The organism is Variovorax sp. PBL-E5, assembly GCF_901827185.1.
GTDB lineage: Bacteria > Pseudomonadota > Gammaproteobacteria > Burkholderiales > Burkholderiaceae_C > Variovorax.
In genome coordinates this window covers 750,057-772,873 of record NZ_LR594672.1, presented here as the reverse complement: position 1 = coordinate 772,873, position 22,817 = coordinate 750,057, and the positions used below count along the sequence as shown (strand labels likewise).

General features: G+C 61.9%; 25 protein-coding genes. 10 read left to right on the top strand and 15 right to left on the bottom strand.

Features of this window, described 5'->3' with window-relative positions; all coding sequences use genetic code 11:
* Positions 1 to 4 precede the first annotated feature (4 nt).
* The 3 genes from WDLP6_RS31700 to WDLP6_RS31690 all read right to left on the bottom strand — a co-directional run bounded on the left by WDLP6_RS31700 (position 5) and on the right by WDLP6_RS31690 (position 2,970).
* A complete protein-coding gene (locus WDLP6_RS31700) occupies positions 5 to 316 on the bottom strand; it encodes a hypothetical protein (protein ID WP_146039475.1) in 312 nt (103 codons plus the stop codon).
* A 15-nt stretch (positions 317 to 331) separates the two neighbouring features.
* Complete coding sequence (locus WDLP6_RS31695; protein WP_157103368.1) at positions 332 to 700, bottom strand: hypothetical protein; 369 nt, start codon at positions 698 to 700, stop codon at positions 332 to 334.
* Between the two features lie 962 nt (positions 701 to 1,662).
* Positions 1,663 to 2,970, bottom strand: a complete 1,308-nt coding sequence (locus WDLP6_RS31690; RefSeq protein ID WP_083944125.1) for a UvrD-helicase domain-containing protein — start codon at positions 2,968 to 2,970, stop codon at positions 1,663 to 1,665.
* Between the two features lie 69 nt (positions 2,971 to 3,039).
* Here WDLP6_RS31690 and WDLP6_RS31685 point away from each other — a divergent pair, with 69 nt between their 5' ends.
* Positions 3,040 to 3,834 carry a hypothetical protein gene (locus WDLP6_RS31685; RefSeq protein ID WP_068673650.1) on the top strand — a complete coding sequence of 265 codons (795 nt, stop codon included), beginning with the start codon at positions 3,040 to 3,042 and terminating at the stop codon, positions 3,832 to 3,834.
* Here WDLP6_RS31685 and WDLP6_RS31680 read toward each other — a convergent pair.
* Positions 3,734 to 4,249, bottom strand: coding sequence for a hypothetical protein (locus tag WDLP6_RS31680; protein WP_146039473.1), 516 nt, complete (start codon positions 4,247 to 4,249; stop codon positions 3,734 to 3,736). The genes WDLP6_RS31685 and WDLP6_RS31680 overlap by 101 nt on opposite strands.
* On the bottom strand, positions 4,246 to 4,635 hold the full coding sequence (locus WDLP6_RS31675) for a hypothetical protein (protein ID WP_068673652.1): 390 nt from the start codon (positions 4,633 to 4,635) through the stop codon (positions 4,246 to 4,248). Before WDLP6_RS31675 ends, WDLP6_RS31680 begins: the two co-directional genes overlap by 4 nt.
* Before the next feature lie 137 nt (positions 4,636 to 4,772).
* Between WDLP6_RS31675 and WDLP6_RS31670 the strand changes: the two genes are divergently transcribed.
* A complete protein-coding gene (locus WDLP6_RS31670; protein ID WP_146039472.1) occupies positions 4,773 to 6,050 on the top strand; it encodes a WGR domain-containing protein in 1,278 nt (425 codons plus the stop codon).
* A gap of 353 nt (positions 6,051 to 6,403) precedes the next feature.
* Here the strand turns inward: WDLP6_RS31670 and WDLP6_RS31665 are convergent, their stop codons facing one another.
* From WDLP6_RS31665 to WDLP6_RS31650, 4 genes are all read right to left on the bottom strand, one after another.
* On the bottom strand, positions 6,404 to 6,847 hold the full coding sequence (locus WDLP6_RS31665; protein WP_162487232.1) for a single-stranded DNA-binding protein: 444 nt from the start codon (positions 6,845 to 6,847) through the stop codon (positions 6,404 to 6,406).
* 46 nt (positions 6,848 to 6,893) lie between these two features.
* The gene (locus WDLP6_RS31660) at positions 6,894 to 7,142 is read right to left on the bottom strand and encodes a hypothetical protein (protein WP_068673658.1); all 249 of its coding nucleotides are present in this window, start codon (positions 7,140 to 7,142) and stop codon (positions 6,894 to 6,896) included.
* A 172-nt stretch (positions 7,143 to 7,314) separates the two neighbouring features.
* Positions 7,315 to 8,154 carry a thiol:disulfide interchange protein DsbG gene (gene dsbG / locus WDLP6_RS31655; RefSeq protein ID WP_068673659.1) on the bottom strand — a complete coding sequence of 280 codons (840 nt, stop codon included), beginning with the start codon at positions 8,152 to 8,154 and terminating at the stop codon, positions 7,315 to 7,317.
* 66 nt (positions 8,155 to 8,220) lie between these two features.
* Positions 8,221 to 9,273, bottom strand: a complete 1,053-nt coding sequence (locus tag WDLP6_RS31650; protein WP_068673661.1) for a Rad52/Rad22 family DNA repair protein — start codon at positions 9,271 to 9,273, stop codon at positions 8,221 to 8,223.
* A 374-nt stretch (positions 9,274 to 9,647) separates the two neighbouring features.
* Between WDLP6_RS31650 and WDLP6_RS31645 the strand changes: the two genes are divergently transcribed.
* The gene (locus WDLP6_RS31645; RefSeq protein ID WP_068673663.1) at positions 9,648 to 10,109 is read left to right on the top strand and encodes a hypothetical protein; all 462 of its coding nucleotides are present in this window, start codon (positions 9,648 to 9,650) and stop codon (positions 10,107 to 10,109) included.
* A gap of 56 nt (positions 10,110 to 10,165) precedes the next feature.
* A complete protein-coding gene (locus WDLP6_RS31640; protein WP_068673665.1) occupies positions 10,166 to 10,549 on the top strand; it encodes a hypothetical protein in 384 nt (127 codons plus the stop codon).
* A gap of 162 nt (positions 10,550 to 10,711) precedes the next feature.
* On the opposite strand, the gene WDLP6_RS31635 is transcribed toward WDLP6_RS31640, so the two are convergent.
* The 5 genes from WDLP6_RS31635 to WDLP6_RS31615 form a co-directional block, all read right to left on the bottom strand.
* Positions 10,712 to 11,563 (bottom strand): 3'-5' exonuclease, encoded by an 852-nt coding sequence (locus WDLP6_RS31635; RefSeq protein WP_162571140.1) that lies wholly within the window; start codon positions 11,561 to 11,563, stop codon positions 10,712 to 10,714.
* Positions 11,564 to 11,710: 147 nt separating this feature from the next.
* On the bottom strand, positions 11,711 to 12,514 hold the full coding sequence (locus WDLP6_RS31630) for a YcbK family protein (protein ID WP_162571139.1): 804 nt from the start codon (positions 12,512 to 12,514) through the stop codon (positions 11,711 to 11,713).
* Between the two features lie 88 nt (positions 12,515 to 12,602).
* Positions 12,603 to 13,535, bottom strand: coding sequence for a hypothetical protein (locus tag WDLP6_RS31625; RefSeq protein ID WP_068673669.1), 933 nt, complete (start codon positions 13,533 to 13,535; stop codon positions 12,603 to 12,605).
* A gap of 140 nt (positions 13,536 to 13,675) precedes the next feature.
* Positions 13,676 to 15,367 carry a hypothetical protein gene (locus tag WDLP6_RS31620; RefSeq protein WP_162571138.1) on the bottom strand — a complete coding sequence of 564 codons (1,692 nt, stop codon included), beginning with the start codon at positions 15,365 to 15,367 and terminating at the stop codon, positions 13,676 to 13,678.
* Positions 15,368 to 15,382: 15 nt separating this feature from the next.
* Positions 15,383 to 16,744 carry an AAA family ATPase gene (locus WDLP6_RS31615; RefSeq protein WP_162571137.1) on the bottom strand — a complete coding sequence of 454 codons (1,362 nt, stop codon included), beginning with the start codon at positions 16,742 to 16,744 and terminating at the stop codon, positions 15,383 to 15,385.
* A 203-nt stretch (positions 16,745 to 16,947) separates the two neighbouring features.
* Here WDLP6_RS31615 and WDLP6_RS31610 point away from each other — a divergent pair, with 203 nt between their 5' ends.
* The 3 genes from WDLP6_RS31610 (at position 16,948) to WDLP6_RS31600 (ending at position 18,227) form a co-directional block, all read left to right on the top strand.
* On the top strand, positions 16,948 to 17,199 hold the full coding sequence (locus tag WDLP6_RS31610) for a hypothetical protein (protein WP_162571136.1): 252 nt from the start codon (positions 16,948 to 16,950) through the stop codon (positions 17,197 to 17,199).
* Between the two features lie 66 nt (positions 17,200 to 17,265).
* Complete coding sequence (locus WDLP6_RS31605; protein WP_162571135.1) at positions 17,266 to 17,517, top strand: hypothetical protein; 252 nt, start codon at positions 17,266 to 17,268, stop codon at positions 17,515 to 17,517.
* 137 nt (positions 17,518 to 17,654) lie between these two features.
* Complete coding sequence (locus tag WDLP6_RS31600; protein WP_162571134.1) at positions 17,655 to 18,227, top strand: hypothetical protein; 573 nt, start codon at positions 17,655 to 17,657, stop codon at positions 18,225 to 18,227.
* A 19-nt stretch (positions 18,228 to 18,246) separates the two neighbouring features.
* Here the strand turns inward: WDLP6_RS31600 and WDLP6_RS31595 are convergent, their stop codons facing one another.
* Positions 18,247 to 19,080, bottom strand: a complete 834-nt coding sequence (locus tag WDLP6_RS31595) for an HAD family hydrolase (protein WP_269475011.1) — start codon at positions 19,078 to 19,080, stop codon at positions 18,247 to 18,249.
* Positions 19,081 to 19,271: 191 nt separating this feature from the next.
* Between WDLP6_RS31595 and WDLP6_RS31590 the strand changes: the two genes are divergently transcribed.
* The 3 genes from WDLP6_RS31590 (at position 19,272) to WDLP6_RS31580 (ending at position 22,496) form a co-directional block, all read left to right on the top strand.
* A complete protein-coding gene (locus WDLP6_RS31590) occupies positions 19,272 to 19,961 on the top strand; it encodes a glyoxalase superfamily protein (RefSeq protein WP_162571132.1) in 690 nt (229 codons plus the stop codon).
* 27 nt (positions 19,962 to 19,988) lie between these two features.
* Positions 19,989 to 20,345: a hypothetical protein gene (locus WDLP6_RS31585; protein WP_162571131.1), complete on the top strand. Its 357-nt coding sequence runs from the start codon at positions 19,989 to 19,991 to the stop codon at positions 20,343 to 20,345.
* A 1,122-nt stretch (positions 20,346 to 21,467) separates the two neighbouring features.
* Positions 21,468 to 22,496, top strand: coding sequence for an adenine-specific methyltransferase EcoRI family protein (locus WDLP6_RS31580; RefSeq protein WP_232076888.1), 1,029 nt, complete (start codon positions 21,468 to 21,470; stop codon positions 22,494 to 22,496).
* Positions 22,497 to 22,817 lie beyond the last annotated feature (321 nt).

Sequence of the window (22,817 nt, the reverse complement as noted above, 5' to 3'; positions counted from 1 at the left end):
TTCCTTAGCGAGCGATGACGACCGCAGCGAGCGTGGCCAGGAAGAACACGCAGTACGGCAGGGCGACTTGGGACTGAGGCACTTTCCAGGGCGTCTTGGCGCGCTGGAGGTGGCGCTGCATGGCGAATGCGCCAAACAGTGCGCCGGCCATGAACAGCCCTGCACAGACCTGGCGCCTGTGCGGGATGTCCACAAACTGGGAGAAGGGCGGCATCGGCACGTTGCTGATAACCAGCGACACGAGCAGGATGAAGCCGATGCCGGCTGCGTACAGCATGTTCGGGCGGCTCATATCAACAATGGACTTCGTCATCATGGGAACTTTCCTTTTTTACGGGTTGATGGGCAGGTAGCCCGAATCGAACTTGGCTCCCTTGCCTTCAGCGCCATGGAAGACGCCCAGACCGGGAACTGACTGACCTTTACTCACAATCACGGTGCGCTGGTCACCAATGCGCACCCAGGCCTTGTCGCCAGTCGGACTGGCGGCGACGACCGTTGCCGGGTTGCCGCGGACCTGTGCGTCGGCGAGTACCGGCTTCTGGATACGCACAGGCTCCTTGGCCGCAGGGCGTTCTGCTTGCACTGCCTGGCGCTCCGCCGGCCCAGCGATTTGCTCAGCCGGGGCGGGCGCTGCGGGGGCGGGGGAGGCTGCTACCACCTTGATGGTCGGCTTCTCGGACGCCGGCGAGACGGCCACGGGCTTGTCCGCCACAGGCGCCGAAGCCGGCACAGGGTGAACAGGAGGCGGCGGTGGAAGCGCTGTCGGCCCAGCAAGGTTGTCGCGCTTTGCCAGGACGGCAGCGGCAGCTCGTGCAGCGTCTGGAAGCAGCTCTGAACGCTCTGGAGCGACGGGCGCCGCGAGGGTCGCAGTCGTTTTCAGCCCTACCTGCGGGGCCCTCGCTTCCTGCACGGGTTTGCGCACCACAGGCTGTCGGGCGACGGGGGCCTGCACGACCTTCTTTGCGACCGGACGGCGCGCAGGCTCTACGGGCTTCGCAGGCGCGGCAACCGACGCGTCGGCGGGGACAGCCGCCGACACCGGGGCGGGCGCGGAAGCGATGGAAACTTGAGCGGAAGGCGCGGGGGACGCTGCAGACGCGACCGCCAGCGGCGGCGTATCTGCCTTCCTCGCGTCCGCGGCAGGCGCGGCTTGCACATGGACCGTAGTCGCCGCAGTTGGGGCTTCGCTCGAAACAACGGGCTGAGCCGCAGCGGTGTGGTCAAGTGCCTTTACCGGAGCTTGAACGGCCGCCACCGGCGCGGCGTGTGCGGCGACGAGGGGCAGCGCTTCGAGGGGCGTTGACTCACCATCCCCCGCGGACGCGTGTTCTGCGACCACGGGTGCCTGCTCAAGCTTGATTGCCGGGGCAGCAACAGGAGTTACAGAGGCGGCGAGCGGCACGGCGGCCGTGGGCGGCGTGGCGCGCGACTCAACCGCAACGGGGTGTTCCGCACCTCCGAACATGACAACAGACGCCGACCCCGCACCGAACAACAGAATGACGCCTGTCAGGAGCATCGACACGGTGGAGGATGAGCCGTTAGGTTTGGGTTTCTGCTTCATGAGGTTAAGAAGTTGGAGCACATCAGGAGACGGACGGTCCCCAGGCTTATCGCATCGGGCTCGAAAACCAGATGCCTGACCTGTAGAAAGCTGATTTAGCCTTCCAACGCGTGCGCTTCGAACAGAAAGCCCGATGGATGCCGACCGCCATTGGGGTTGCGCTTCTGAGCCCGCGAGGCGCTGTACGACATGCGCAGGAAATCGCGCGCGCGAGTCATCGCTACGTAGAAGAGGCGGCGCTCCTCCTCCTTCACGCCCAGGGGATGCGGAAACAGCGATGCCTCGCAGCCCATCACCCACACTTCCGGCCACTCGAGGCCCTTCGACTCGTGCACGGTGTAGGCTTGCAGGTTCAGTTCGCGCAGCGGTGAAATCACGGCTTGGGTGCGAGCCAGAACTGCCCGGCTCTTGGGAGAAGCCTCCAGCCAGTCCTTCGCTGCCTGCAACTCCCCGGCAGCGTCGTCGTAGTGGTTGATGACGACCTCTCCGATGTCCGTGCGGTGCGCCTTCCACTGGATGGGGAAGCGGTCGGGGTTGACCGAGATGACGTTGTTGGCATGTTCGACGATGCTCAACGCGCTGCGGTAGTTCACAGAAAGGACGTGCGTGTCATCGCACTCCTTCTGGAGCTGATGCATCACGCCGCCATGGGCCCCGCGGAACGCATAGATGGCCTGGTCGGCATCTCCGATGTACCAATACTTGGCGTTCGGCCGCCCGAGCTTGCGCAGGAAGGTCTTTTGGAGCGAACTCAGGTCCTGTGACTCGTCGACCAGGATGTGGTCGAAACAGGGGTTCAGCTTTTCGGCCCCAAGTTTTAGAAGGCCCGTGAAGTCAACGACCTCTTCCTCCTGGAGCATCTCCTCGAACCGATAGGCGATGATGCCCATGGTCGTGGTGTGCTTCTCCTCCTCGCGGGACCGGTTCAGCGCGAGCAACAGCTCGGAGTCGGAAAAGTCCTCGTAGTCCTCCGGCAGCTCAGTGCGCAGATTGTCCAGAAAATAGACGAGCTCATCGTCGTTCGCGATGACGACCTGCAGTTTCTGGCTGGAAAGCTTGGACAGGGCCAGGGAGTGGACGGTGCCGCACACCGGAATCTTGGAACGGTCGCCGAAGCGAGCCAGCATACGAGACTGGATTTCCTTGGCGGCCTTGCGCGTAAAGGTGACCACCGCGACCCGGGCAGGGTCCGCGCCAGCCTGGATGAGGGCCACGGCTCGCTCGACGAGCAACCGGGTCTTTCCAGCGCCAGCACCGGCGCAGATGACAGCATTTCGATTGAACGACGATTCGAGTGCGCTTCGCTGCTCGGGCGAGAGCGTCCCGCCTTCCGCGCGCAGGGCGGAGGAACGAGGCGCATCGGACGTCTCGCGGACGTCGGCAAAAAGGTCAGCGTAATTCAAGATAAAACCCTTTAGGAAGATAACATTTTAAGCTATACAAGCACTAAAATCAAACCCAATCTAAAACGTATGAAGCCACTTGCTCGTCTGGGTCTAAATACTCTTTTGGTTGCCGCCTGTACCGCGCTGGGCGGCTACGCGTTCTTCCACGTGGGCACCTCTACAGGCGTCCTGAAGCGCACCCCAGAGCATGCGAGGCTGGCACCCACGGCAGTGACGGCCGCGGTGTCCTACCTGGAATCGCTGGGGCAGGGTGAGGTGGCGGTCACCGTGCAGCCGGGCCCAAAAATTCAGGAAGCTGCGCCTGTCGAATTCCTTTTCGTGAGTGCCAGCTCGGCGGTCAGTGCGGCAGACGGGGCAACCGTGAAGTTGGAGGTTGTCGGACGAGGCCCGACCTGCGAGGGCACGTACGAGGCCGGCACGCGACGTTTTCAGACGTGGGCAGAGGGCGTGACGGCCGCCGCAGGCGCCCAGGTAATTGCCGATTGGTGCCTCGTCGCTGCGCCGGGGACCGAGGTCGCCTACCGCACGATGGACCAGCCTTGGAAGACCGAAGCAGGTGAACTCGAAGCTGATTTCGCAACCCGCTACATTCGCTTCCTTGCCCCCGGCGGAGCGCCTGCCGCCATCAAGGCCACAGCCCTTGCGGTCTGCGACGACGACAAGGGCTGTGGCTATCTGGCAAGCATCACTGTTGGCGATGACGACCGTCAAATCTCTGAGCTGGTCACCCAAGGTGACGCCGAGCTCGTGCAGGCCAGAACTATCGCCGACGACGATGAGATTCAGGCCGTGACTGTCCCTGCCCACCCTCCTGCCGGACTGCACGGGTTTCACCCAGTTCTCGTTCACTCGATTCGGTGACCGGCTGCAAGGCGGCGCCATCGTCCGAGCCTTCAACGGCGACGGAGGCCCCGACGTTGCGCTTCGCGCTTTCTTCAAATTTCTTTTCGAGCTGGGCCAGCATGTCACTTGAGGCCGCCCGCCGCTCGATTTCGATGAAGCGGTCCAAGAAGGCGATGGCCGGCTTGAACTCGTCTTGCACCTCCAGCTGTCCTCCTTGCAGCGAAGCGATGACCTCACCGTCAATGAGCTTGAGCATGAAGGGCTTCGCGGCCAGGATGTGATACCAGACGTGGTAGGTCGCGCCGATGAATTCAAGTTGCAGGGGAGCGCCTGTTGGTCCGTGAAAGACAAACTGCGTCCGCATCCATGCCGTCGGCGACTCGGAGGGCTCATTGGCGCGGGATAGTCCGCCATTCCAGGATTTTGTTTTCATTTCTTGGTCGCGGTGCTGGGTTTTGCTTTGCTCGGCTGGCTCTTCTGTGGTGCGAACACCTGCTGCGACCCGTCGTTGTAGGTCAGGGTCAGCTTCCCCTTTGACAGCACGTAGGTGTTGTCGACCGAGCCGTGGGGCGGCATCTCAAAAGTTAGCGTACCGGCGCTTGACTCCGCCGTGCTGCCCGTCGTCCAGGTACCAATGAGCGGCGCAAAGCCGTTGGGGCCGAGCTTCGCCGAGCCATCCGCCCCCAACTCCATCACGCCCGTCAAGGCGCGGTCACTGCCGGACACGGTCTCCCACTTGCCCACGAGCTTGGGGTTGGCCATCGCCATGGCCGGCACTGCAAACGCGAGCAGCAGCGCGGATTTGAGAAGAGATTTCATGCGCCGTTTAGCCAGGCTCCTTTATCCGCCTGGCGGCTAAACACGTTGGATAGACAGCGGGCAACCCCCTCCGGGGAGCCTGCCAACGCCTCCTGCGTCTCGTCGGCTCTCCGGAACTCGTTTTTCGGAGACCCTTCTTGAGTTCAACCGCCGTCGAGACTGTCATGCTGGTGTGCACGGACGCACTAAATAACAACAACAAATTCTGGGAGGGCACGCTTCAGGCAAACGGTGACGTCCATTGCAGGTGGGGCCGCGTCGGCGCGACGGGGCAAACCAAGGTGTTCGCCAGCGCAGGCAAGTCGTTCCTCACGAGCAAGGCCAACGAGAAGCGACGTGGCGGCTACACCGAAGTGGCCGTGCTAGGCAGCCCGAAATCACAGGTTGTCGCGACGACAACCGAGGCCGTGAAGAGACAGATATCGAGCGCAGGAAACCCAGTCATCGAGGCGCTGCTCGAGCGCCTGGTCAAGGAGAACCGCCACGAAATCTTCGTGATGTCCGGCGGGCAAATCAATGTGTCCGCTGACGGCGTCGTGACGACCGCCGTCGGGGTCATCGATGGCGAGTCGGTCCGCTCCGCCAGGCAGGTGCTGGCCACTATCGCGTTATCCCACGCGACCAAGGACTTCAACTCCACGGTGTTCATCGACTACCTGCAGCAGTACCTCACGCTGGTTCCCCAAAAGGTATCGGCGAAGCGCGGCTGGCACACCACCTTCCTCGCCGCGGACGATGCCATCATCAAGCAGAGCGCGTTCCTCGACCAGCTCGAGGGCTCCATCGAACTGGCTCTTGCCAACGCAAAGAGCTCAGGCCCAGAGCCGGCCAAGGTGTTCGACGTCGAACTGGAGCTCATCGAAGACGGAGCGGAGTGGACCAGCATCGAGCGCTTCTTCAAGCAGTCCATCAACCTTCGGCACGCGTCCTCAGGCCTCAAGCCCGTTCGGGCCTTCCGCGTGACCATCGGCTCGATGGCGCGGGCGTTCGAGAACGATGGGATGAAGGTAGGTAATGTTCAGCGGCTCTGGCACGGCACCCGGGCCTACAACGTGCTGTCCATCCTCAAGCAGGGCCTCATTGTTCCCAAGAGCGGCGGTTCGTACAACATCACCGGGCGCATGTTCGGCGACGGACTCTACTTCAGCGACCAGTCGACGAAGTCCCTGGCGTACTCGCGGGGCGACTGGAGCCGCTCGCAGGGCATCGACAACCGTTGTTTCATGTTTCTCGCGGACGTCGCCATGGGCCGCGCCATGACGCCGAGCGGACCCAACGCACGCGCGCAGTATCCGGCCAAAGGCTACGACTCCACGTTCGCAAAGGGAGGGGAGAGCGGTGTCCTGAACAACGAGATGATTGTCTACCGTACGAGCCAGGCGAACCTGACAACGCTCGTTGAATTCAGCGGCTGACCCCTGGGTATCAATGACGACGCTCTAGCGTTCAGCGGAAAGGTCCATCCTGGACCGCCGTCAGACGGGGTACGAACTCGGTAAGCCTGCGGACCTCGGGTCTGAAATTCGGGGTCGTACGAGGCGGCCGCCGGGGCACGTCCTTTCGAGCACGGAGCGGCTGCCGGCCGACCGTACGACCAGAAAGACAAGACACGGAACCGCAACCACCTTGCTGCCGACACGGCTAGGCCAGCGCCAACTGAGCGGGCAAAAAGAAATCCCCGGAACCAATGGCTCCGGGGATGTTAATCACGGTATCTGGAGTGGCGCGATGTAGCTCGCGCGCGGGCAAGGGAGCTTCCAGCCTTCGGTCACTTGTGGCCGAGTAGCTCGGGCATGGAGATGGCGACAATGGCGTTGTCCAGACCTGGTGTTCCGTCCTTCTTGAGGTACGCCTCCACCTGGGGGCGACCTTCGACGAGAACTTGTCGGCCTTTGGTGTAGTTCGCCAAAGCCTCGGGCTTCTGCGCCATCGCGCCGAATAGCAAGACCTTGTACCAAACGGTCTGCTTGGCGCCACCAATGCCTCTGTCGGTTGCCACACTCATCTCGAAGTACGGGTTCCCTGCACCTGACTTTCGGGTTTCTGAAGACCCGATATTTCCTACTACCTGAATTCGCTCGTAAGCCATGAGAAAACTACCTGAAACGCGGATGACCTCGATTGCCAGCCCCAAGACGTTGAGCGCATAGGGCCCCTTTCCGGCGAGCGGCGAAAAGGTTAGGCAAGAACATATACGAGTCGTATAGCTCACGGCCCAAACTTGGGCCCTGGCTGGCGTTAGTCTGAGAAGGAAAGCGTCAACTTGACGGCAAACGCCTATAGAGTCGGCCCGTCTCCGTGCGAAGAAGGCCGCTTTCCTCCAGCTCGCTGACCGTGGCGCACGATTGATGTGCATCCAGGTGAGGCTCGACCGTCTCCACCTCGAAGGGCGTGAACCGGAGCCCTCCGTGATAGAGGCTGTAGCCGTCGTAGTCGTAGCCAAGGCGCATGGCCTCGAGGGCCTCGACATATCCGCCCTTGCCGTTCTTGACGAGGAACGACGTCATGGAGGTATTCCTTCCTATTGTGCTAGTTAGTGCCTTTGCGGTGTAGGGACTTCGGAGCCTGAGGGGATGATGCCCGTGCCAACGAAAAGGCCTGCCTCGAGAGGCAGGCCTTTGCAGGAAGGGCGGTCTGTGCTGGGTCCGGTTGAGCCCCATGCTCCGCGCGTGCGCCTGCTCAGCGACGGAAGCGCTGCAGCTCCGGGTCGGTGATGGCCTGTTCGGGAAGGCCAGTGATGCCTGGCAGGTCCCTCAGGCCTGGCATACCGTCGACCTTTTGCACCTTGCCCTTGGCATCCTTGTAGAAGATGCCAGGCGTACCGCTCACGCCGAGCTCGACCATGAGGCTGCTGTTTGCGTCGAGGGTTTTCTTAGCAGACATGGGGATGCTCGCCAGCGGCGTGATGCCAACCTGGTTCTTCTTCGGGTCCCAGGTGCGTTGGTGCTCTGCAAAGGCCGCGACCGGGTCCTTCGACGTGAGGAGCGCCGCGGCCTGGCCGGGCGAGTTGCCGCCAAGGATGGCCACCGGCACCCAGCGGACTTGCAGCCCAACCTTTTCGTAAGGCTGCAGGGCCTTCCAAGCAAAGTGGCAGTAGATGCAATTCGGGTCCATGAAGGCATAGATGACCGACTTCGCAGCGCTGCCTTGCGCGCCCTCGTTGATGGTTTGCGTGCTCTCCAGGCGGGACCAGAACTTGTCGTAGTCCGGCTTCGGGGCGTACTTGTCGAGGTATTGCTTCGTCAGGTCTTCGCCCTTGGCGTTGCGCAGCATGCCCGCGAGCACGACTTCACCACCCGGCGGGGTGTAAGCCACCAGGTACTTGCCGACACCTTGCGACAGAATCCAACCGGTGAGGCCACCTGCGGCGTCGAACTTGTTCTCGACCTTCATGCCGCCCTGGATGGCCAGCTGCAAGGGAGCGGGGATTGCCGCCGGCGAGGTGGGCGTCGCATCTTGTGCGTGACCGGCCGCAACGAAACCGAAGGCGAGGGCGAGGGCGATGAGGGACTTCTTCATTTGCTTGTTCAGGAAATTTCAGGGAAGTGAAAGCCCGCACCGGTTAAGGTGCGGGCCGAATGAGGGTTAAGCGGCCTTCTTGCGGGCGTTCTCTTCGTCAAGGCACTTCAGCAGCCACTTCATGGCGGTCTCGTTGACCTTCTGCTTTGCCTTGTCGCCGTCGAGGTACTTCTTCAGCACTTCATACGGGAACTTCGGCACCTTCACGAGGATGTCCTTCACGAAGCCTTCTTCAGCGTCGCTCAGGGTCAGGTGCCCGTAGTCGAAGCCTGCAACGACCTTCGCGCCGGCCGGTGCCGTGCTGGCCGTGCCGCTGTCGTTCGCAGCGCCGTTGCCAGCCGCGCTGTCGTTCGCGGCAGCGGCCTTCGAGCCGGTGTCCTGGCCTGCAGCGCTGTCAGCAAGTGCATCTGCGCGTGCGCGGCGCTCGTCGTCAGCGCTGGTGTCCGGCACCGGGGCGGAGGTCTTTTGGACCTTCGTTTCCTTGGGCTTCGTCTCGGCAACCTTGACGGATTCCGTTACGGGCGGCATTGCCTTCACCTCGGCGACCGGAGTCACCTTGGCCTCAGCAACGGGGTTGGCTTGGGCGGGGACCTCGGCTGCGGTGTCCGTCGTCTTGCTCGACGTCGCACCGGCTTGGGCCTGTGCAATGGCAGCTTCGCGGTCGGCTTCCGGCAGGAACTGCGGCGGCAAGGTCGGTGTCGACACCAGTTCGCCGTTTTCGTCCAGGTCGACCACCGGCGCCTCGAAGGCGTAGAGGTAGCGACCGATGCCCCACATCACGGCGGCGCGCTTGAAACCGTCGCTGAACGCACCCTTGATGGCGAGTTCCTTGGCGTCGTTGTCCTTGAAGCTGTCGAACTGGGCGCCGTCTTCCTTCAGGACCCAGTGGCCGTCCAGGAGAATCTTGATGCCGGCGATGACGCCAACCGAGGACGGCTTCATCGTGACTTCCCAGCCCTGGGCGCCAACGACGGCATCCAGGCGGGCCTGAACGTCGCGCGCATCGATGTAGGGGAGGGCGAGGCCGCGGCGCTCGCTTTCCTTCTTGCCGGCGCGCCACTTGATGGCCGATGCAGGGAAGAATGCCTGGAGGTTTGCGATGATTTGCTTGGTATCCATATTGCCTTTGTGTGTGTTGAACCTGTTGGGAGAAGAGAAGCTCTACCAGCCACCTATAGCTAGCGGAAGAGGACCGTCTGTCTAGAAGACGCCCTTTAAATTCGGAAAGGCTAAAAATTTGGTGGGTTGGTTGCTAGACGGTTTATCGAAACAGAGAATCTGTCGAGGAACCACCTCCGGCAACTGGGTTCGGCGCCCCTTCGCGTCCGCCCGATGCCCTTCCAGGCGCGCCTGCTGCACTGCGGACGCAACATTTCAAGCCCGGCCGGCCTGCGTGAGTTCCTCCTTCGTGGCGGAGTGGTGGGCGGTCGACCCCTAAACCTCCTAGAACGCGTCTCGGACGGTTACGAGCCGCCGCTGCTGAGTTGCGCGCCATGAACCTCAGCCATATCGTCGCCGGGCTCATCTGCCTGCATTTCCTGACCACCAGGCGCATTGCGATGCTTGCGGTGCAGTCGCTGCCCTCCACGGTCGCGCACGAGCTTTCGCATTTCGTCGTTGCGTTGCTCCTTGGCTGCCGGCCAGCGGGCTTTTCGCTCATCCCGAAGCGGGTTCGCGACAACTACTGGGAACTCGGCTCTGTCACATTCACCCCAGGAAAACTTTCGACTGGATTCGTGGCACTGGCCCCCTTGTGGGTGCTTGGCGCCGCGAGCTATTGGATTCTCTGGCTCCGCCCATCGTCCGCCGCAATAGGAGAGGAACTCCTTTGGGGGATGGTGGGTGGAATCACCGCCTGGGCGGCCATTCCTTCCTCGACGGACGTGGCGGTTGCCCTGCGGTACCCCGCTGGTACAGCGCTCCTTGCTTGCATTTGTGCGCTGTTACTGGTTTAGCCCGGGCTCCGCCCGCCAGATGAACCTCCACGGCTAACGCCTATGGAAAGACCGCAATGACCGCAACCATCGTTCGAGCAACTGAGAAGCTCACTGAAACCGACCGCCGCCGCCTTGAGAGCTTCGCACCCCTCTTTGACATCAACATCGACCGCACCGCAGCCCCGGATACGTTCGTGGACGTTCGCGTTCTTGACCGTGGCGGCTGGCGGACTTCCCGCATCCCGGCCGCGCGCCTGCATACGCGTCTCCTGGCCGAAATCTGCGCCAAGACGCTGCGCTGGGTCTACTACCCGGTGGGACAGCCCTGCCAGGAAGCGCTGCTCAAGCTCACGGATGAGCGGGTCACCCGCATCTCGGTCTTGTACCAGCAGCAAAAAACGGTTCTTCTGGACCTCAGCGCCGACACGGACGACAGCCCGGCCCTTCTGGCCGCCTAGTGAAAGAAAAACGCCGGCATTGCCGGCGTTTCGAATTGTCGCTTCAGGTGGGCTTTCGAGAGCTCCAGTCCATGCCCATGCTACTGAGGGCCACGCGCAGCTGCACGTAGTCCAGCAGCACGCCTTCAGGCTTGCCGGACGCCAAGGCCTCGTACAGAGGCTTCAGCTTGCCGCCAGTGACGAGCTCACCGTTGACTTCAACAAGTGCTTCAGCAAGCCAATGCTGCGTGTCCGCGGCCGCGAAGATGGTCGGGTCGACCAGGCGCTCGTCGATGGCCCGGCGAGCTCGAAGCTCACCTTTTTTTCGTCCGTGACAAAGGCCTTGGCGAGTTGCGGGAGCGAGACCTGGGTCTTGTTCTTGACGAACTTCGCGATGGCTTGAGCTGTCAGCTTGTCGTAGGCCCCATCGGCCTTCGGGAGAATTCGGTCGAGGACCGCCTGCATCCCGTAGAGGTCGATGATTTTGTCCAGGGTCTCCACCGTCAGGATAACGTCGGCCTTGGCCCTGTGCGCTGCGCCTTTGGGGGTCACGCCGTACATCGCGGCCACCTCGACGAGCGTTCCCTTTTTGTTTTCAGCGCACGACAGGTTCAGGTGAAGGTCCCGGACGTCGAAGACGAACTTGAACTCGTCGATGGGGAATCCGTACCGCTCGTTCATGTCTTTGACGGCATGAAGGTCGAAGGTCTTGATGTTGTACCCGGTGAGCCAGGTGTCGCCGGCCATTCGACGGTAGTCGGCGGCGTAGCGCGCACCCCAAAGCTCTTTGTCGGCGACCATGCTCTGTGTGATGCCGGTCAGCTTTTGAGCTTCACGCGAGATTTCTCGCTCGGGGTTGATGAGGTGGCTGTAGATGGCGCCGGAGTCCTTGTCAGGCCAGACCCGGAAGCCGGCAACCTCGGTGATGCCAAAGTTCGCCATGCCGCGAAAGGTGGTGCACTCCAGGTCGAAGATGTGGATGCTGCGCCCCAAGCGGGCTGCCAGCTTGATGACGTGGTTGAATGAGATTTCCATGAACAGGGGGGGTTGGTTGTCCTGTTCACGTCTAGCGATTGCCCCCGCAAGGGGCGCTGGGCGTCTCAAATGAAACGGCGCTTGCCCATAGAAACTGTCATGGCCGTCCAGCCGAAGTAGGCCTATTGGGCCCGGCCATCCGTACCCCTAGCCTTTCCAGCTGCGCAGGCGCCCTGTATCGAGGTGCACGAAGCCTCTTTGCGGGTAGAAGCCCACACCCCCGCGCTGGAAGTGCATGCCAAGTTGGCCGAGGTGGGCGACCGGGATGCGTTGCATGTAGAGGTCGACCGCGCGCCCGTAAAGGTGCATCGAGTTCTTCGCTGCTCCTTCGGACTTCAGGCCATTGTTGGTCCCAACCGTCCGGTAGCCGGAGGTGATGATGATGGGGTAGTTCCAGTTCCAGGCCTCGTAGTAGCCAAGGATGCCGCGCAGAATGTCCAGGACCGCTGGGTCCATGTAGGTCATCATCTTGGCTTTGACGTCCCGTAGCAGGTTGCAGGCGGCCCAGTAGCCCTCAGGGACCAGCTTCCCGTCGCGCCAGTAGACGATTCGCATCCGCTCGGACGTGCCTTGACGTTGGAGGTGCAGCTCGCGGGGGCGCTCCCAGAAGTCTCCTGGGATTTCGCCAATCGCAAGGCGACGCATCGCCTGTTGCCGGGGAGCCTGAGGCAGCACCAGCTCCGCCTTGCCCTCTTCGACCGCCTGCGGGGCAGGGGCGTCTTCTTTCGCGGGCTCCGAGCCCACATCCGTATTGAACACCATCGCGCTGTTTGCCGGAGGGAGGAAGCCGGCAGCGGCCGCGCCGGCGGCCGCGCGCAGGAAACTTCGACGACCTTGGTCAAGGCCTAGTTCGTCGGGGTCGGGGTGGGCGAGGCTCGCATGCGGAGCATTCGCAAGGTTGAATGCACTCGGGTCAAGCCGCGCGAGCAGGTCGGGCGGGGGAATTCGCATGCGCCGTTTAGCGCACCCGCTTTAGCCACAGAAAAGCTCCTGCAGGCAAATGCCGGCAGGAGCTTTTGAAATCAGCGGGAGCGCGGGCCTACAGCGCGAACTCCAGCTTTGCGGGGGCGAGCTCATCGCGGGGTACGAAAGTCAGCGAGATGCCAAGCTCGTCCGCCATTGCGCGCGTACGCTCGAGCTGTTCGGCCCAACGGGCCTGGAACTCGGCCGAAGGAGGCGTCGTGACGACCTCCGAGGCGCCGACTGCAGCGATGGCGCGCAAGCATTCCGAGCAGGGCATTTCAGTGACGACAGCGACGCTGCCGGTCAGCAAGGGCCGTGCCTTGTTGTAGATGGCATTGCGCACCGAGTCCTCGACCCAGAACTGTCGTTCCTCGCCGTCGTAGCGGTGGCTCGCGCCATCATTGGAGCCGCGTGGCATACCACTGTAGCCTTCGGCGAGCTGGGTGTAGGTGCCCGGTTCGAGGAAGAGCGTAGCGCCGGCGCGAGGGTCCTTGGCCAGGTTTGCTGCCAAGGAGCGTGCATGCGCCAGGTATGCGGTCAGCTTGCGGGTGTGCCGTTCTGGGTCGCCGGCGACGACGCCTCCGCGGTACGACTGCACCTTGACCCCCGTTTCTGCGAACAGGGCGAGGGCTCGCTTGAGCCCATCTGTCGGCAGTTGGGTGTACGGGAACCAGAGCTCGCTGGCGCCCACCGCAATGACGGCGCGCGCGGTGCTCATCCCCGGCACTTCGGTTGTCAGGCAAATCGAGCCTCGAAGGAGCGGGCGGACGGCATTGAAGACACCGTTTCGCTCGCCGTGCTCGAAATACTCGTATTTCAGAGGCCGCTCGTGGCGCTCGGGAGCATCGTCGTCAGCCCCACGGGGCATGCCGTTGTAGCCGGCGGTCAGGATGGTGAAATCCGTTGGGTGCAGGAACAGGGCGCCGACCTTAGTCGAACGGTCCTTGGAGAACTCTCGGGCAAAGCTTGCGGCGTGCCGCAAGTACTTGATGGCTTTGTCTTGACGCATGGTCTTTCTGGTTTGGTTTCCTTGACCGCGTATAGGGAGTTGCGCCGGCGCGGGCCCACGCCCTAAACCGGCCGCCAAGCCAGCCAGCAATCTAGAAAAAAGCCTTGCCGCGGAGCGACAAGGCTTTGAAGAAAGGCTAGCTACTTTGTCTGCGCTAGCATGGCGTCGACCAAGTCCTCTGCGCAGGTGCGCAGCACGGCCTTATCGAAGTACGCCAGGAGGCCCGCCAGGAGCGACTGGTCGAAACCCGCATAGAGGCCCCAGGTGTAAACACCCTGCGCGTGCAGTTCCGACTTCTTGATGCGGTGGTCCGTGATGTGTCCGTCCGTGTAGACGAACACGTAGTCCGCCTCCTTGCACAGCTTCATGTTTGCGCGAATGGCCGCTTCCAGCCCCTCGGCCCCAAACTCGGCACCGATTCTGGACGTGGTCTCGACCTGCATCGGAAGCTCATAGGTCTCGTGGATTGGCCCTTTTTCGACACCCGTGAGGACGACGTGTCCGGAAAGGAGCCCCTTGCGTGCCAGCTCCGAGAGCGCGGCGACCAGGATGCGTGCCTCATTGATGTGGAGGCCGTCATTCATGCCCATAGAGCCGGAGCAATCCACCACAATCACGATTTTCTTCTTGGCGCGGCCCTGCAACTCCACCTTTCGGTAGGGCGCGCGGCCGACCGCGAAGTGCCTCGCCGAAACCCGCCGCTGTGGCGTCAAGGTCGAAATATGGCGGCTCTTCGATTCGAAGAACTTCCTCAGCTTTTGGAACACCGCATCCACCCTTGACGGGTCCACGTAGTGCTCCGCGTCACCGAGAACGGTGCCTTTTTGCGACACCGGGACGTCCTTAGACGCGTCGTCTTCTGCCTCGGTGCCCTTCCCCCCGCTTCCTCGAGGTGTTTCGCCGCCCATCATGGGCTTGGCATCCTTGTCGAACTCCGCGAGTGCTTCGGGGCTCGCTTGCAGCCCCTCACCCAGTTGGAGGTCCGAAGAAATTCCCGGAAACTGGCCACTGCCAGGCGGACGCTCAGGCGGCAGGCCAAACTCGGCAATCCACGCCTTGATGATGGGCATAAGGTCCATCGAGCCGCTTACGGCGACAGCTCGCGCATAGAACAATGCAACCTTCGGCAGCCAGACCTTGAGCGCCGACTTGACGTCGGGCTCCAGGCGCAGACCCGTTGCGTCGATGGCAATGGGTCCGTCGGGCCGTCCTGCCTTCTTTGCGTTGTAGGTCCAGGCGTCGAGGTCAGCAGTCACGTCGTCCAGTGCGCCTTCGCGCTGTATCAACGCGAACAGGACGCTTTCCGGTCGGCTGTTGAAGTCGCCGTCCTCCATGAGGCGCCATTCGAACTGGTAACTTGCCTCACGGCGATACCGGTCCTCGATATACGCATCTTCGAACAGATTCCAGAGCGAGAACGGGGCCTTCATCTTCGCCAGAGCCTTCTTCGGGACCGTTAGGTCTCGAATCGTGTACAGGGCGTGTGCCCGCTCGTGGTGATAGTGGTTGGCGATGTACTTTTCTTGCAGCTCGCTCGAGAGCTTCAGCTTGACCATGTCCTTCTCGAACAGGTCCGCCCCGATGTAGATTCGATGCGGCGGCAGATGCACCCAGCATGCCGTGTCGAACGCAGGCTTCATTTTCACCACCTGCTTCTCGCCCAGCGTTATCGGGCCGAAGATTGCCGCCTGAATGGCGCGGTCGATGCATCCTTTGAAGAACTGGTCGGACAGCGTGTACCGCCGAGGTGGCGGGGGTGGCGGCGGAGGCGAAGGCGCTACCGGCGCGCCACGTGGTCGCGGGGAGAGCCCTGCGAAGGAAAGCGCGTGCATTGATAGCTCCTTTTGTTAAGGGAAGTCTTTGTCCAAAGTCGCCGTCACGAACGTCACCTGCTCTGCGACAGGTTTGCCCTCGCTGGTGCGCGCAACCCACAGAAGAATCTGCGAGCGCAGCCCCTTGACGACGTCCTCATCGACCACCGCCAGCTCGAACGCGCGAGCCATGGTTCGGGTCGTCGGGATGTTTTTCACCAGCCCGTTGTTCATCGCCTCACCCATGTGCTTGAAGAACTTGAGAGCCTTCGTCACCTCGGTAGCGGAGAGCCCGTTCTTGACCGCAATCCCCGTGAGGATGCGCTTCAGTTCAGCCTCGTTCGTGTCCTTGCGCAGCACGATGAATCGCTCGGCCAACGCCGGGTCACAGTCATCCACCGCATATTCGGAGCCCACGTTGGTGGTCGCCACGACACAGAGGTTTTCGACCGGGCATTCGAGCGTTTCTTCGCTCGCGATGCCGTCTTCCACAGATACGATTCGACCGGTGCGCAGCCGGTACACCCCGTTGTCCGGCGAGAACGCCGTCAGCAGGATGGAAAGCTCGCGATTGGGGATGCGCAGAATTTCGTCCAGCACCAGCACCGTCTTGCCCTTCTGAGCTTTGCGGAACGCCTCGGAAAGCGGTCCGTCCTTCCACACCATCTGGCCAGGGCCGTATGGCACAAGAAAGCCGAGCAGGTCGGGCGCCTCGATACCTTCGTGCCCCGGGCATTCCACGTACGGCAGCTTTCGGCTGCGCGCGAACGCGCGAGCTTCGAAGGTCTTACCTGCGCCGCGGTCACCCTCGTAGAGCACCGGCACTCGGAAGGCCAGGTCGGCAAGGGTGTAGTGCTTCGAGGACGCGGCGGCCGTTGGCGGGACGCCGCTCGCAACGGCCTTGTAGTCCGTTGCCAGCTCGGTCGCGAAGTCCGGGTTGTTCGTCTTCAGGTGAAACAGGAACGTTTCGACGTGCTTGCAAATCTTGTTGCTTCGCATCAGCCGCCAGAAGTTGCAGCCCGTCGACTCCGGCATTTTCGCGAAGCCTTCGGACATCATTTGGGCAATCAGCGTCCTCGGGTCGGAAGTTCCTTCCGCCGCCTTTTTGCAGCGCTCCTTCGCTTGCGCGTCGGTGAGGTCCTTGCCTTCGGAGAACTTGTCGCCACACCACAGGTTGTAGGTCGGCGCTCCGGCCAGTTCCCGATAGGATACGAAGACCGTGTGGTCGCCTGTCGGGGTCGTCACGCGCGCGCGGTAGGCCGCAGCCAGCGAGACGGACTTGTCGGTTATGTCTTCAAATGGGTAAAACAGCTTCTCGAGCTGGGTCACCGTGCCGTCCACGTGAGTGGAGCTGTTCACGAAGAGGTCGAGCTCGAGAGCCGTCTTGTTGTATTGCATGGTTTTCCTTGGTTATGTCCTGCGCCGTATAGCTAGCGGGGCAGGGCAGCCGAGGAAGGGTTTAGGAGAGCCCGCCGGCGGGTCCGCCAGGCTGCAGGCCGGCGGCCTAAGACCGGTCCTGAGCGCCCCTTTCGGGCGCCAATGTTCACTGGGCGAGGGCAGGGCGCTATACCTCTCAGGCCAACCAGACAAAAGGACAAGTCATGCCGAACCAAGAAAGTCAGCACTCCGATTGGCACCGCAAGGGGCATTTCGCCGTCGTGACCCCGCGGCCCCACAATGCCGTCCTCTACGACACCTTCAGCGACACGGCCTACGGCGCCCGCGCGGCCTTCGTTCGCGAGCACGCCCTCATTTGGTCGAACGCCCTGAAGAAGGGCTACACCATGGCCGAGTTCGCCAAGGCCGGTGTGGTCGTCGACACGCGCCAGGCTCAGGCCGTCGAAGAGGGCTGAGGGGCGGCGTCCCCTCCCAAGACCCAGCGGACATTGCTACAGGGAAGACCTCACGTTCACCAAACGATGCACCAAATCAACAAGCAGATATTCAAGACGCCCAGCGGAACCGTCCGCGGGATGGCCCAGCTCGAGGTCGGGCTCAAGGGCAAGACCGAGACGGTCATCAAGGCTACGTTGCTGACGGACAAGACGCCTGACATCAGCATCAAGCTGCCGTCGCGTCTCACACCCAGCGATTTGCGCGCTCTCGGCGCCGGCGTCCTGGCTTTTGCTGACAAGCTCGACGAGCTCGACGCGCTCCGGACCGCTGTCTAGATTCGTTTCGCTCATTCCAAAGCCCTGTGACCTGTTCACAGGGCTTTTTCCACGCTGGCCCGCACGAACGGTGGCGGCCGCGGGCTTGCCGCGCCGGCAGAACGGTGGGACCATCCGCGTCCCAGGAGGTACCCCTGATGCCAAACCCGACGCCATTCGTTGCCGCGAAAAAGAAGGTCCACAACCGAGGGGTCGCACCAGATGCCTTCCTGGACGAAATCGTCGCATGGGCCAAAACCGCTCCCGACGACATCTTCGCACCTCGACCGCAGCACGAAATCTATTCCGACGTTGCCCCGGTGCTCGGCCCCTTCACGCCTGGCGATATGCGCCAGAGGAGGGCGGTCATGCTTGAGGTGTTACGGGTGCTCGCCGGCTACGAGAGTTCCTGGAAGTGGACCGCAGGCGTCGATACGACGAACCCGGACTCGAACACGCCGTGCACCATCGAGGCTGGAATCTTCCAGGTCTCGGGTAACTCCATGAATTTCGACCAGTCCCTCAAGGACCTGGTGCGAGCCGCCGCCGGCACTCTCGATTGCGAGGCGTTCCAGGCAGTCACCAAGGCCAACCATGCGTTCGCCATCGAGTACTGTGCCCGGCTCCTGCGGTTCACCCTGGAGCACCACGGCCCCATCCGAGACAAGCACATCCACCAATGGCTGAGCAAGGAAGCTGTCGCCGAGTTCGAAAAGGCTCTCGCGTCTTGAAGCTTGCCCCCAGGGCGGGCTACCGCCCGCGCTGCTGCTCGGCAAACGCGTGAATGGCAGCCAGCACCTCCTCGGCGCTCGTCGCGGCCCGAAAACGGCCCGCTTCGTGCGGCGTCAAGACTTCAGGCGCCTGGCCTGGCAACAGGAATTGGATGCACAGCAGCCCCGCGTCCAAGGCTGCCCGGACACCGGGAGGGCTGTCTTCCACCGCAACGATGACGAGCGGGCCGGATTTTGTCGACAAAAACTTATCGGCCAACAGCGCGGCCCCTCGCAAATACCCCTCAGGGTGCGGCTTTGACTGCGTCACATCGTCTGCCGTCAGCACGAAGGCGAAGTGCTCGCTGGCCGGGCCCACGGCTTTGAGGTTGGCAGTCACCTGGGCAGGGATGCCGCTCGTAACCACGCCCTGGAGAGCTTTGGCGGATTCGAGCTGTCTGACCACCTCTGGTATCGAGCCTCGGGCTTCGATGCGGTGTGCTTGCGCCAGGTAGTGGTCGAGGAGCAGAGCGAGCCACTGGTCCAGCGAGAGTACCTGCTTGATTTCAGGGCGAATGCTCACCAGCCAGTGGTAGACGTTCTTGTCGCCAGCGCCGTATAGCGGCATTTGGGCCTCCACAGGCGCGCCTTCCGCTCCAGGCACGGTGAAGCGCTGTACCGTCGAGAAAGCAGCTGCGGGAATCTCGACGCCGCAGCGGCGCGCCACCGCGACCAACTTCTCCATGTGAAGTGGCTCGCTGCGCACAAGGACGCCGTCGACGTCCCAAAGGATACCTACGCCGGGGAGGGCGGGTAAGACGGGGAGGTCACTCCTGGCGGGAGCGGCTTGACGCAAAGCAGATAGTTGGGGCATGCACCGTCTAGCAAGGAGCCCCTGAAAGCCGCACCTCGCGATACACTCCGGAATAGTGGGTAGCAGCCCCGCCGTTCGCGCCTCCTCCAGGCTTGGTGAATCTGCTCTTCGAACTCTTGTCGCCACCTTGGTTTTCCCAGGCCGGCGTAATGCGAACAACGCCTGTTGATGTGCCTGGATATGGAGAAACCATGGAATTCAAATCGACGCATACGCATGACTCGCTTTACAGCCTCAAGGCTCAGGCGGAGGCATTGCAGGTGCAAGCCAACGCCTCAGGGCACCCGCTCAAGCGAGCCGACGCATTGGAGGCCGTCGCAAAGCAGAACGGCTTCAGGGACTGGAATGCGGCCGCGGCGGCCGGCAAGGCCGGAAGGCTCGTCGCAGGCTCGGATGCCGCGCCCTGGACAACCATCGACGCACCGTTGCCCCAGCTTCGGTTGCGCGTGCAACGACCAGGGGACCAGAGCCATGCAGCGGTGGTTGAGCTCATGCGTTGGGCCAAGCAATTGGATTACATCGGCGACCACGTATCGGACGACCCAGGCGTGGGCGACCTGATGGCCCACATCGGAGGTGACATCCCGTACGTGTTCGTCCGTGACCCTGGGCGATTCGAGGACGACCTGTTCCACCTTTGCGACCGGGGTTACGACGACATTGAAGGCGTGGTGTTCACGCGGGAGCAACTCGAGGAGTCGGGGGTCGTCGCATGGCAGAAGCTTCGTGGCTCCCACGACGGCGACAGGATGTTCTCAGTCGTGGACGACAACTTGCGAATGCACTCCGACCGCGTGGAGCTCAAACAAGCCGCGCGTGTTGTCGCGAGCATCGCAATGATGGCGGACCAACTGAGCGACGCGTCAAGGGCTCGCCCTTAGAGGGCCGAGCCGAACTGGACCAAAGATATGGACGATGAGAACCTAGCACTGGCCGCAGTAGCTCGCGCGGTGCACTCGCTTTCTGTTCCGGAGAAGAGGCTCCTAAGGCTTGCCCTCGAAGGGGCCCCTGGGCGGCGTATCACGCCATCGGAGTACGGTGCAAGGTTCGGGCTCAGCCAAGGCCCCGCCGCCGCGGACCTGAGAACTGCGGCTGATGGGCTGTTTGACGCAACCGTGAAGTTCCCGGGAAGCCGACCCGGCTCTTACGAGATGCGGCGCCTGCTCACTGCCTGCGACCAGAAGGGTCCGGGGTCGGTACGGCTAACCATTGCCTCTGTCGTCCGGGAGCTCCTGGTGCGAATCCCTGAGTACCTCGAGGAATAGGGGTCCGCGCGCTAGCGCGCGGAACAGGGAAGGTCGGCGTCGAATCAGCCGCCGGAGACTTCGGATAACCGGTATTTCGATGGCCAAGAGGAGTTCCGTAAGGCACTTCAGGCACTTGCGTCACTTCAGGCTCGCGAGGATTGACCCTGCGCGAAAGGGCCAGGGACCAGGCCCCCCGCTTATCGGCTATGGCCTCGGGCTACGAGCATGGCAGCTTCCTCAGCCAACCCACAGGATGCGGCAGCTGCTGCAAATTCCCTTTGGCCCGCGGTCGTGTTCGGCCACCAGCGAAACGCTGGCGGGGAGTGGTCGGGTCCTTCCAAAGACCTCAGGGCCGCCTTCCAGACATCGTCTTCCCGTAGCGAATCTGGAGCCGGAAGGGGGTCGAGGCAGTCGAGCACGTCCCCCAGCGACCCGCCACATGCAGTTGCGAGCTGCATCTCCGCTAGCTGAACCACTTCGTCCCTAGTCGCCGAAATTACCCGGTACGAGGCCCAAGGCTTGTCTTTAACGATGCACAACACTTCACGGTCCTGCATCTGCTGCATGAGCTTCCGAGCGGCGGGTTCCAGCGCCTGGCTACACCGACGGCGCTCGTCGTAGTGGTCGAGGGATTGCTTGCTAGCTCGTTGCATGCTGGAGGAATCTCGGGGTTCGGACAGGCGGGGTAGGCGGGGTAGGCGGGCCCAAAATAGTAGCCGACGAAACCACTCGAAGTCCAACCTCCTGCTTCTGATAACCGGTATTAGCAGAACTGGCGCCCCGGAGCTCAGCAGGAGCTCAGCCCTTAGTCGCGAGCTCTGCGGCGAACGTCTCGCAATAAAGGGGCCATGGTGCCGATTCCGGGGTAAGCCAGACTCGGGCTCGACCAATGGCGCCGAGGCGGAGCACGCCGGGTGAAAGGCGCAGCCGAAGGGTCACAACGGCCGTAGGTAGGACCCAAACGGGCGTTTCGCCTGCGTATAAATCGCGACCCCTAGACGCGCTATAGCCGCCGCAAGCGCGGCCCTCAACAACACCAGCACCCACAAGGATATTCACTCGTAGCACCGCCTTCTGCACAAGCAGGCGGAAAGGTCGACTCACGCTTGCTACGGGTGCTGCTCTTTCTTGGAGCAGACCTTGGCCAGTGCCAGTGCAATCCGCGCTACCAGCGCAAACAATAACTCACTCGCCGCGGCGAAACGCGCAAAAAACGACGAGTTCTACACCCAGCTTTCCGACATCGAGAAAGAGCTACGGCAGTACAAGGACCACTTTAAGGACAAGGTCGTCTTCTGCAACTGCGACGACCCTGAGTGGTCGAGTTTCTGGAAGTACTTCACGCTAAATTTCACGCATCTTCGGTTGGCCAAAGTTGTCGCGACTCATTACGCTCGAGGCGAAGTCTCCTACAAGCGTGAATACACCGGTGGCAGCGACATGGCGGGTGTCAGGACTTCCCTCGAGGGGGACGGAGATTTTCGGAGTGCTGAGTGCATCGAGTTGCTCTGCGAAGCCGACATCGTGGTGACTAATCCCCCCTTCTCCCTTTTCAGGGAATACGTCGCCCAATTGATAGAGCATCAGAAGAAATTTGTGATTATTGGCAACAATAACGCCATTACCTACAAAGACATCTTCAGGCTGCTCAGGGATGGCCAACTATGGCTTGGTCATTCTGCGAACAAGACGATGGAGTTTAAGTTGTCGGCCGACTATGAAAAGTGGGATAGGCTGGACGAAGCTGGCAACAAGTTCGGCAAGGTTCCTGCCATTTCTTGGTTCACGAATCTTCCGCACGAGAAGCGCAACGAAGAAATCATTCTTGTTAAGGAGTACCGTGGCCACGAATATGCGTACCCCAGTTATGCCAATTACGACGCCATCGAGGTGTCGCAGGTAAAGGACCTGCCAAAAGACTATTCTGGAGACATGGGCGTACCTATTACGTTCCTGGATAAACATAGCCCTCATCAGTTCGAAATAATAGGACTAGGGATTGCCAGCTCTGGGCTTGAAATTGGCGTCAAACCCTATCTAGCTGAGCACAAGGCTTATAGGAAAACCGTACAACAGAGAGGAGCGGTCGACGGCGACCTCTACATGTTGCGGGAGAGCGAGGTTGTCGTGCCGTATGCGCGAATCATCATCAGGTCCAAGACTTTATAAGAGGCTCGCCTTTAAACATTTGCCCGCAACAAAATGCTTATCGGCGACCTTTAAGCAGAGTGGTTTAAGCCCGGCCGTCTGTTCGAGGGCGTCCGGAACGCAAGGCCGGCTTACCTGCGTGAGTTCGCTTACAAGGATTAGCACCGAACGTGACGGCCCTCCGGAGGGCAAAGCACCCGTTGGACGGGCCGGCTGCTTCGAGGGTAGCTGACACTTGGGGGAGGGATGCCTCTGATAACGACGCCCTGGAGCGCCCCAGCTAGTGAGAGTTGTCTCCATGTCAGGTATCGAGCCGCCCACTTCGATACGTTGCACTGGTCA

Excerpts from the sequence above, each read along its gene's own strand:
- WDLP6_RS31640 (WP_068673665.1), top strand. The coding sequence starts at position 10,166 with ATGACCGCAACCATCGTTCGAGCAACTGAGAAGCTCACTGAAACCGAC.
- dsbG (WP_068673659.1), bottom strand. The coding sequence starts at position 8,154 with ATGAAGAAGTCCCTCATCGCCCTCGCCCTCGCCTTCGGTTTCGTTGCG.
- WDLP6_RS31600 (WP_162571134.1), top strand. The coding sequence starts at position 17,655 with ATGCCAAACCCGACGCCATTCGTTGCCGCGAAAAAGAAGGTCCACAAC.
- WDLP6_RS31645 (WP_068673663.1), top strand. The coding sequence starts at position 9,648 with ATGAACCTCAGCCATATCGTCGCCGGGCTCATCTGCCTGCATTTCCTG.
- WDLP6_RS31675 (WP_068673652.1), bottom strand. The coding sequence starts at position 4,635 with ATGAAATCTCTTCTCAAATCCGCGCTGCTGCTCGCGTTTGCAGTGCCG.
- WDLP6_RS31595 (WP_269475011.1), bottom strand. The coding sequence starts at position 19,080 with ATGCCCCAACTATCTGCTTTGCGTCAAGCCGCTCCCGCCAGGAGTGAC.
- WDLP6_RS31650 (WP_068673661.1), bottom strand. The coding sequence starts at position 9,273 with ATGGATACCAAGCAAATCATCGCAAACCTCCAGGCATTCTTCCCTGCA.
- WDLP6_RS31615 (WP_162571137.1), bottom strand. The coding sequence starts at position 16,744 with ATGCAATACAACAAGACGGCTCTCGAGCTCGACCTCTTCGTGAACAGC.
- WDLP6_RS31590 (WP_162571132.1), top strand. The coding sequence starts at position 19,272 with ATGGAATTCAAATCGACGCATACGCATGACTCGCTTTACAGCCTCAAG.
- WDLP6_RS31700 (WP_146039475.1), bottom strand. The coding sequence starts at position 316 with ATGATGACGAAGTCCATTGTTGATATGAGCCGCCCGAACATGCTGTAC.
- WDLP6_RS31620 (WP_162571138.1), bottom strand. The coding sequence starts at position 15,367 with ATGCACGCGCTTTCCTTCGCAGGGCTCTCCCCGCGACCACGTGGCGCG.
- WDLP6_RS31610 (WP_162571136.1), top strand. The coding sequence starts at position 16,948 with ATGCCGAACCAAGAAAGTCAGCACTCCGATTGGCACCGCAAGGGGCAT.
- WDLP6_RS31625 (WP_068673669.1), bottom strand. The coding sequence starts at position 13,535 with ATGCGTCAAGACAAAGCCATCAAGTACTTGCGGCACGCCGCAAGCTTT.
- WDLP6_RS31680 (WP_146039473.1), bottom strand. The coding sequence starts at position 4,249 with ATGAAAACAAAATCCTGGAATGGCGGACTATCCCGCGCCAATGAGCCC.
- WDLP6_RS31605 (WP_162571135.1), top strand. The coding sequence starts at position 17,266 with ATGCACCAAATCAACAAGCAGATATTCAAGACGCCCAGCGGAACCGTC.
- WDLP6_RS31685 (WP_068673650.1), top strand. The coding sequence starts at position 3,040 with ATGAAGCCACTTGCTCGTCTGGGTCTAAATACTCTTTTGGTTGCCGCC.
- WDLP6_RS31635 (WP_162571140.1), bottom strand. The coding sequence starts at position 11,563 with ATGGAAATCTCATTCAACCACGTCATCAAGCTGGCAGCCCGCTTGGGG.
- WDLP6_RS31660 (WP_068673658.1), bottom strand. The coding sequence starts at position 7,142 with ATGACGTCGTTCCTCGTCAAGAACGGCAAGGGCGGATATGTCGAGGCC.
- WDLP6_RS31585 (WP_162571131.1), top strand. The coding sequence starts at position 19,989 with ATGGACGATGAGAACCTAGCACTGGCCGCAGTAGCTCGCGCGGTGCAC.
- WDLP6_RS31630 (WP_162571139.1), bottom strand. The coding sequence starts at position 12,514 with ATGCGAATTCCCCCGCCCGACCTGCTCGCGCGGCTTGACCCGAGTGCA.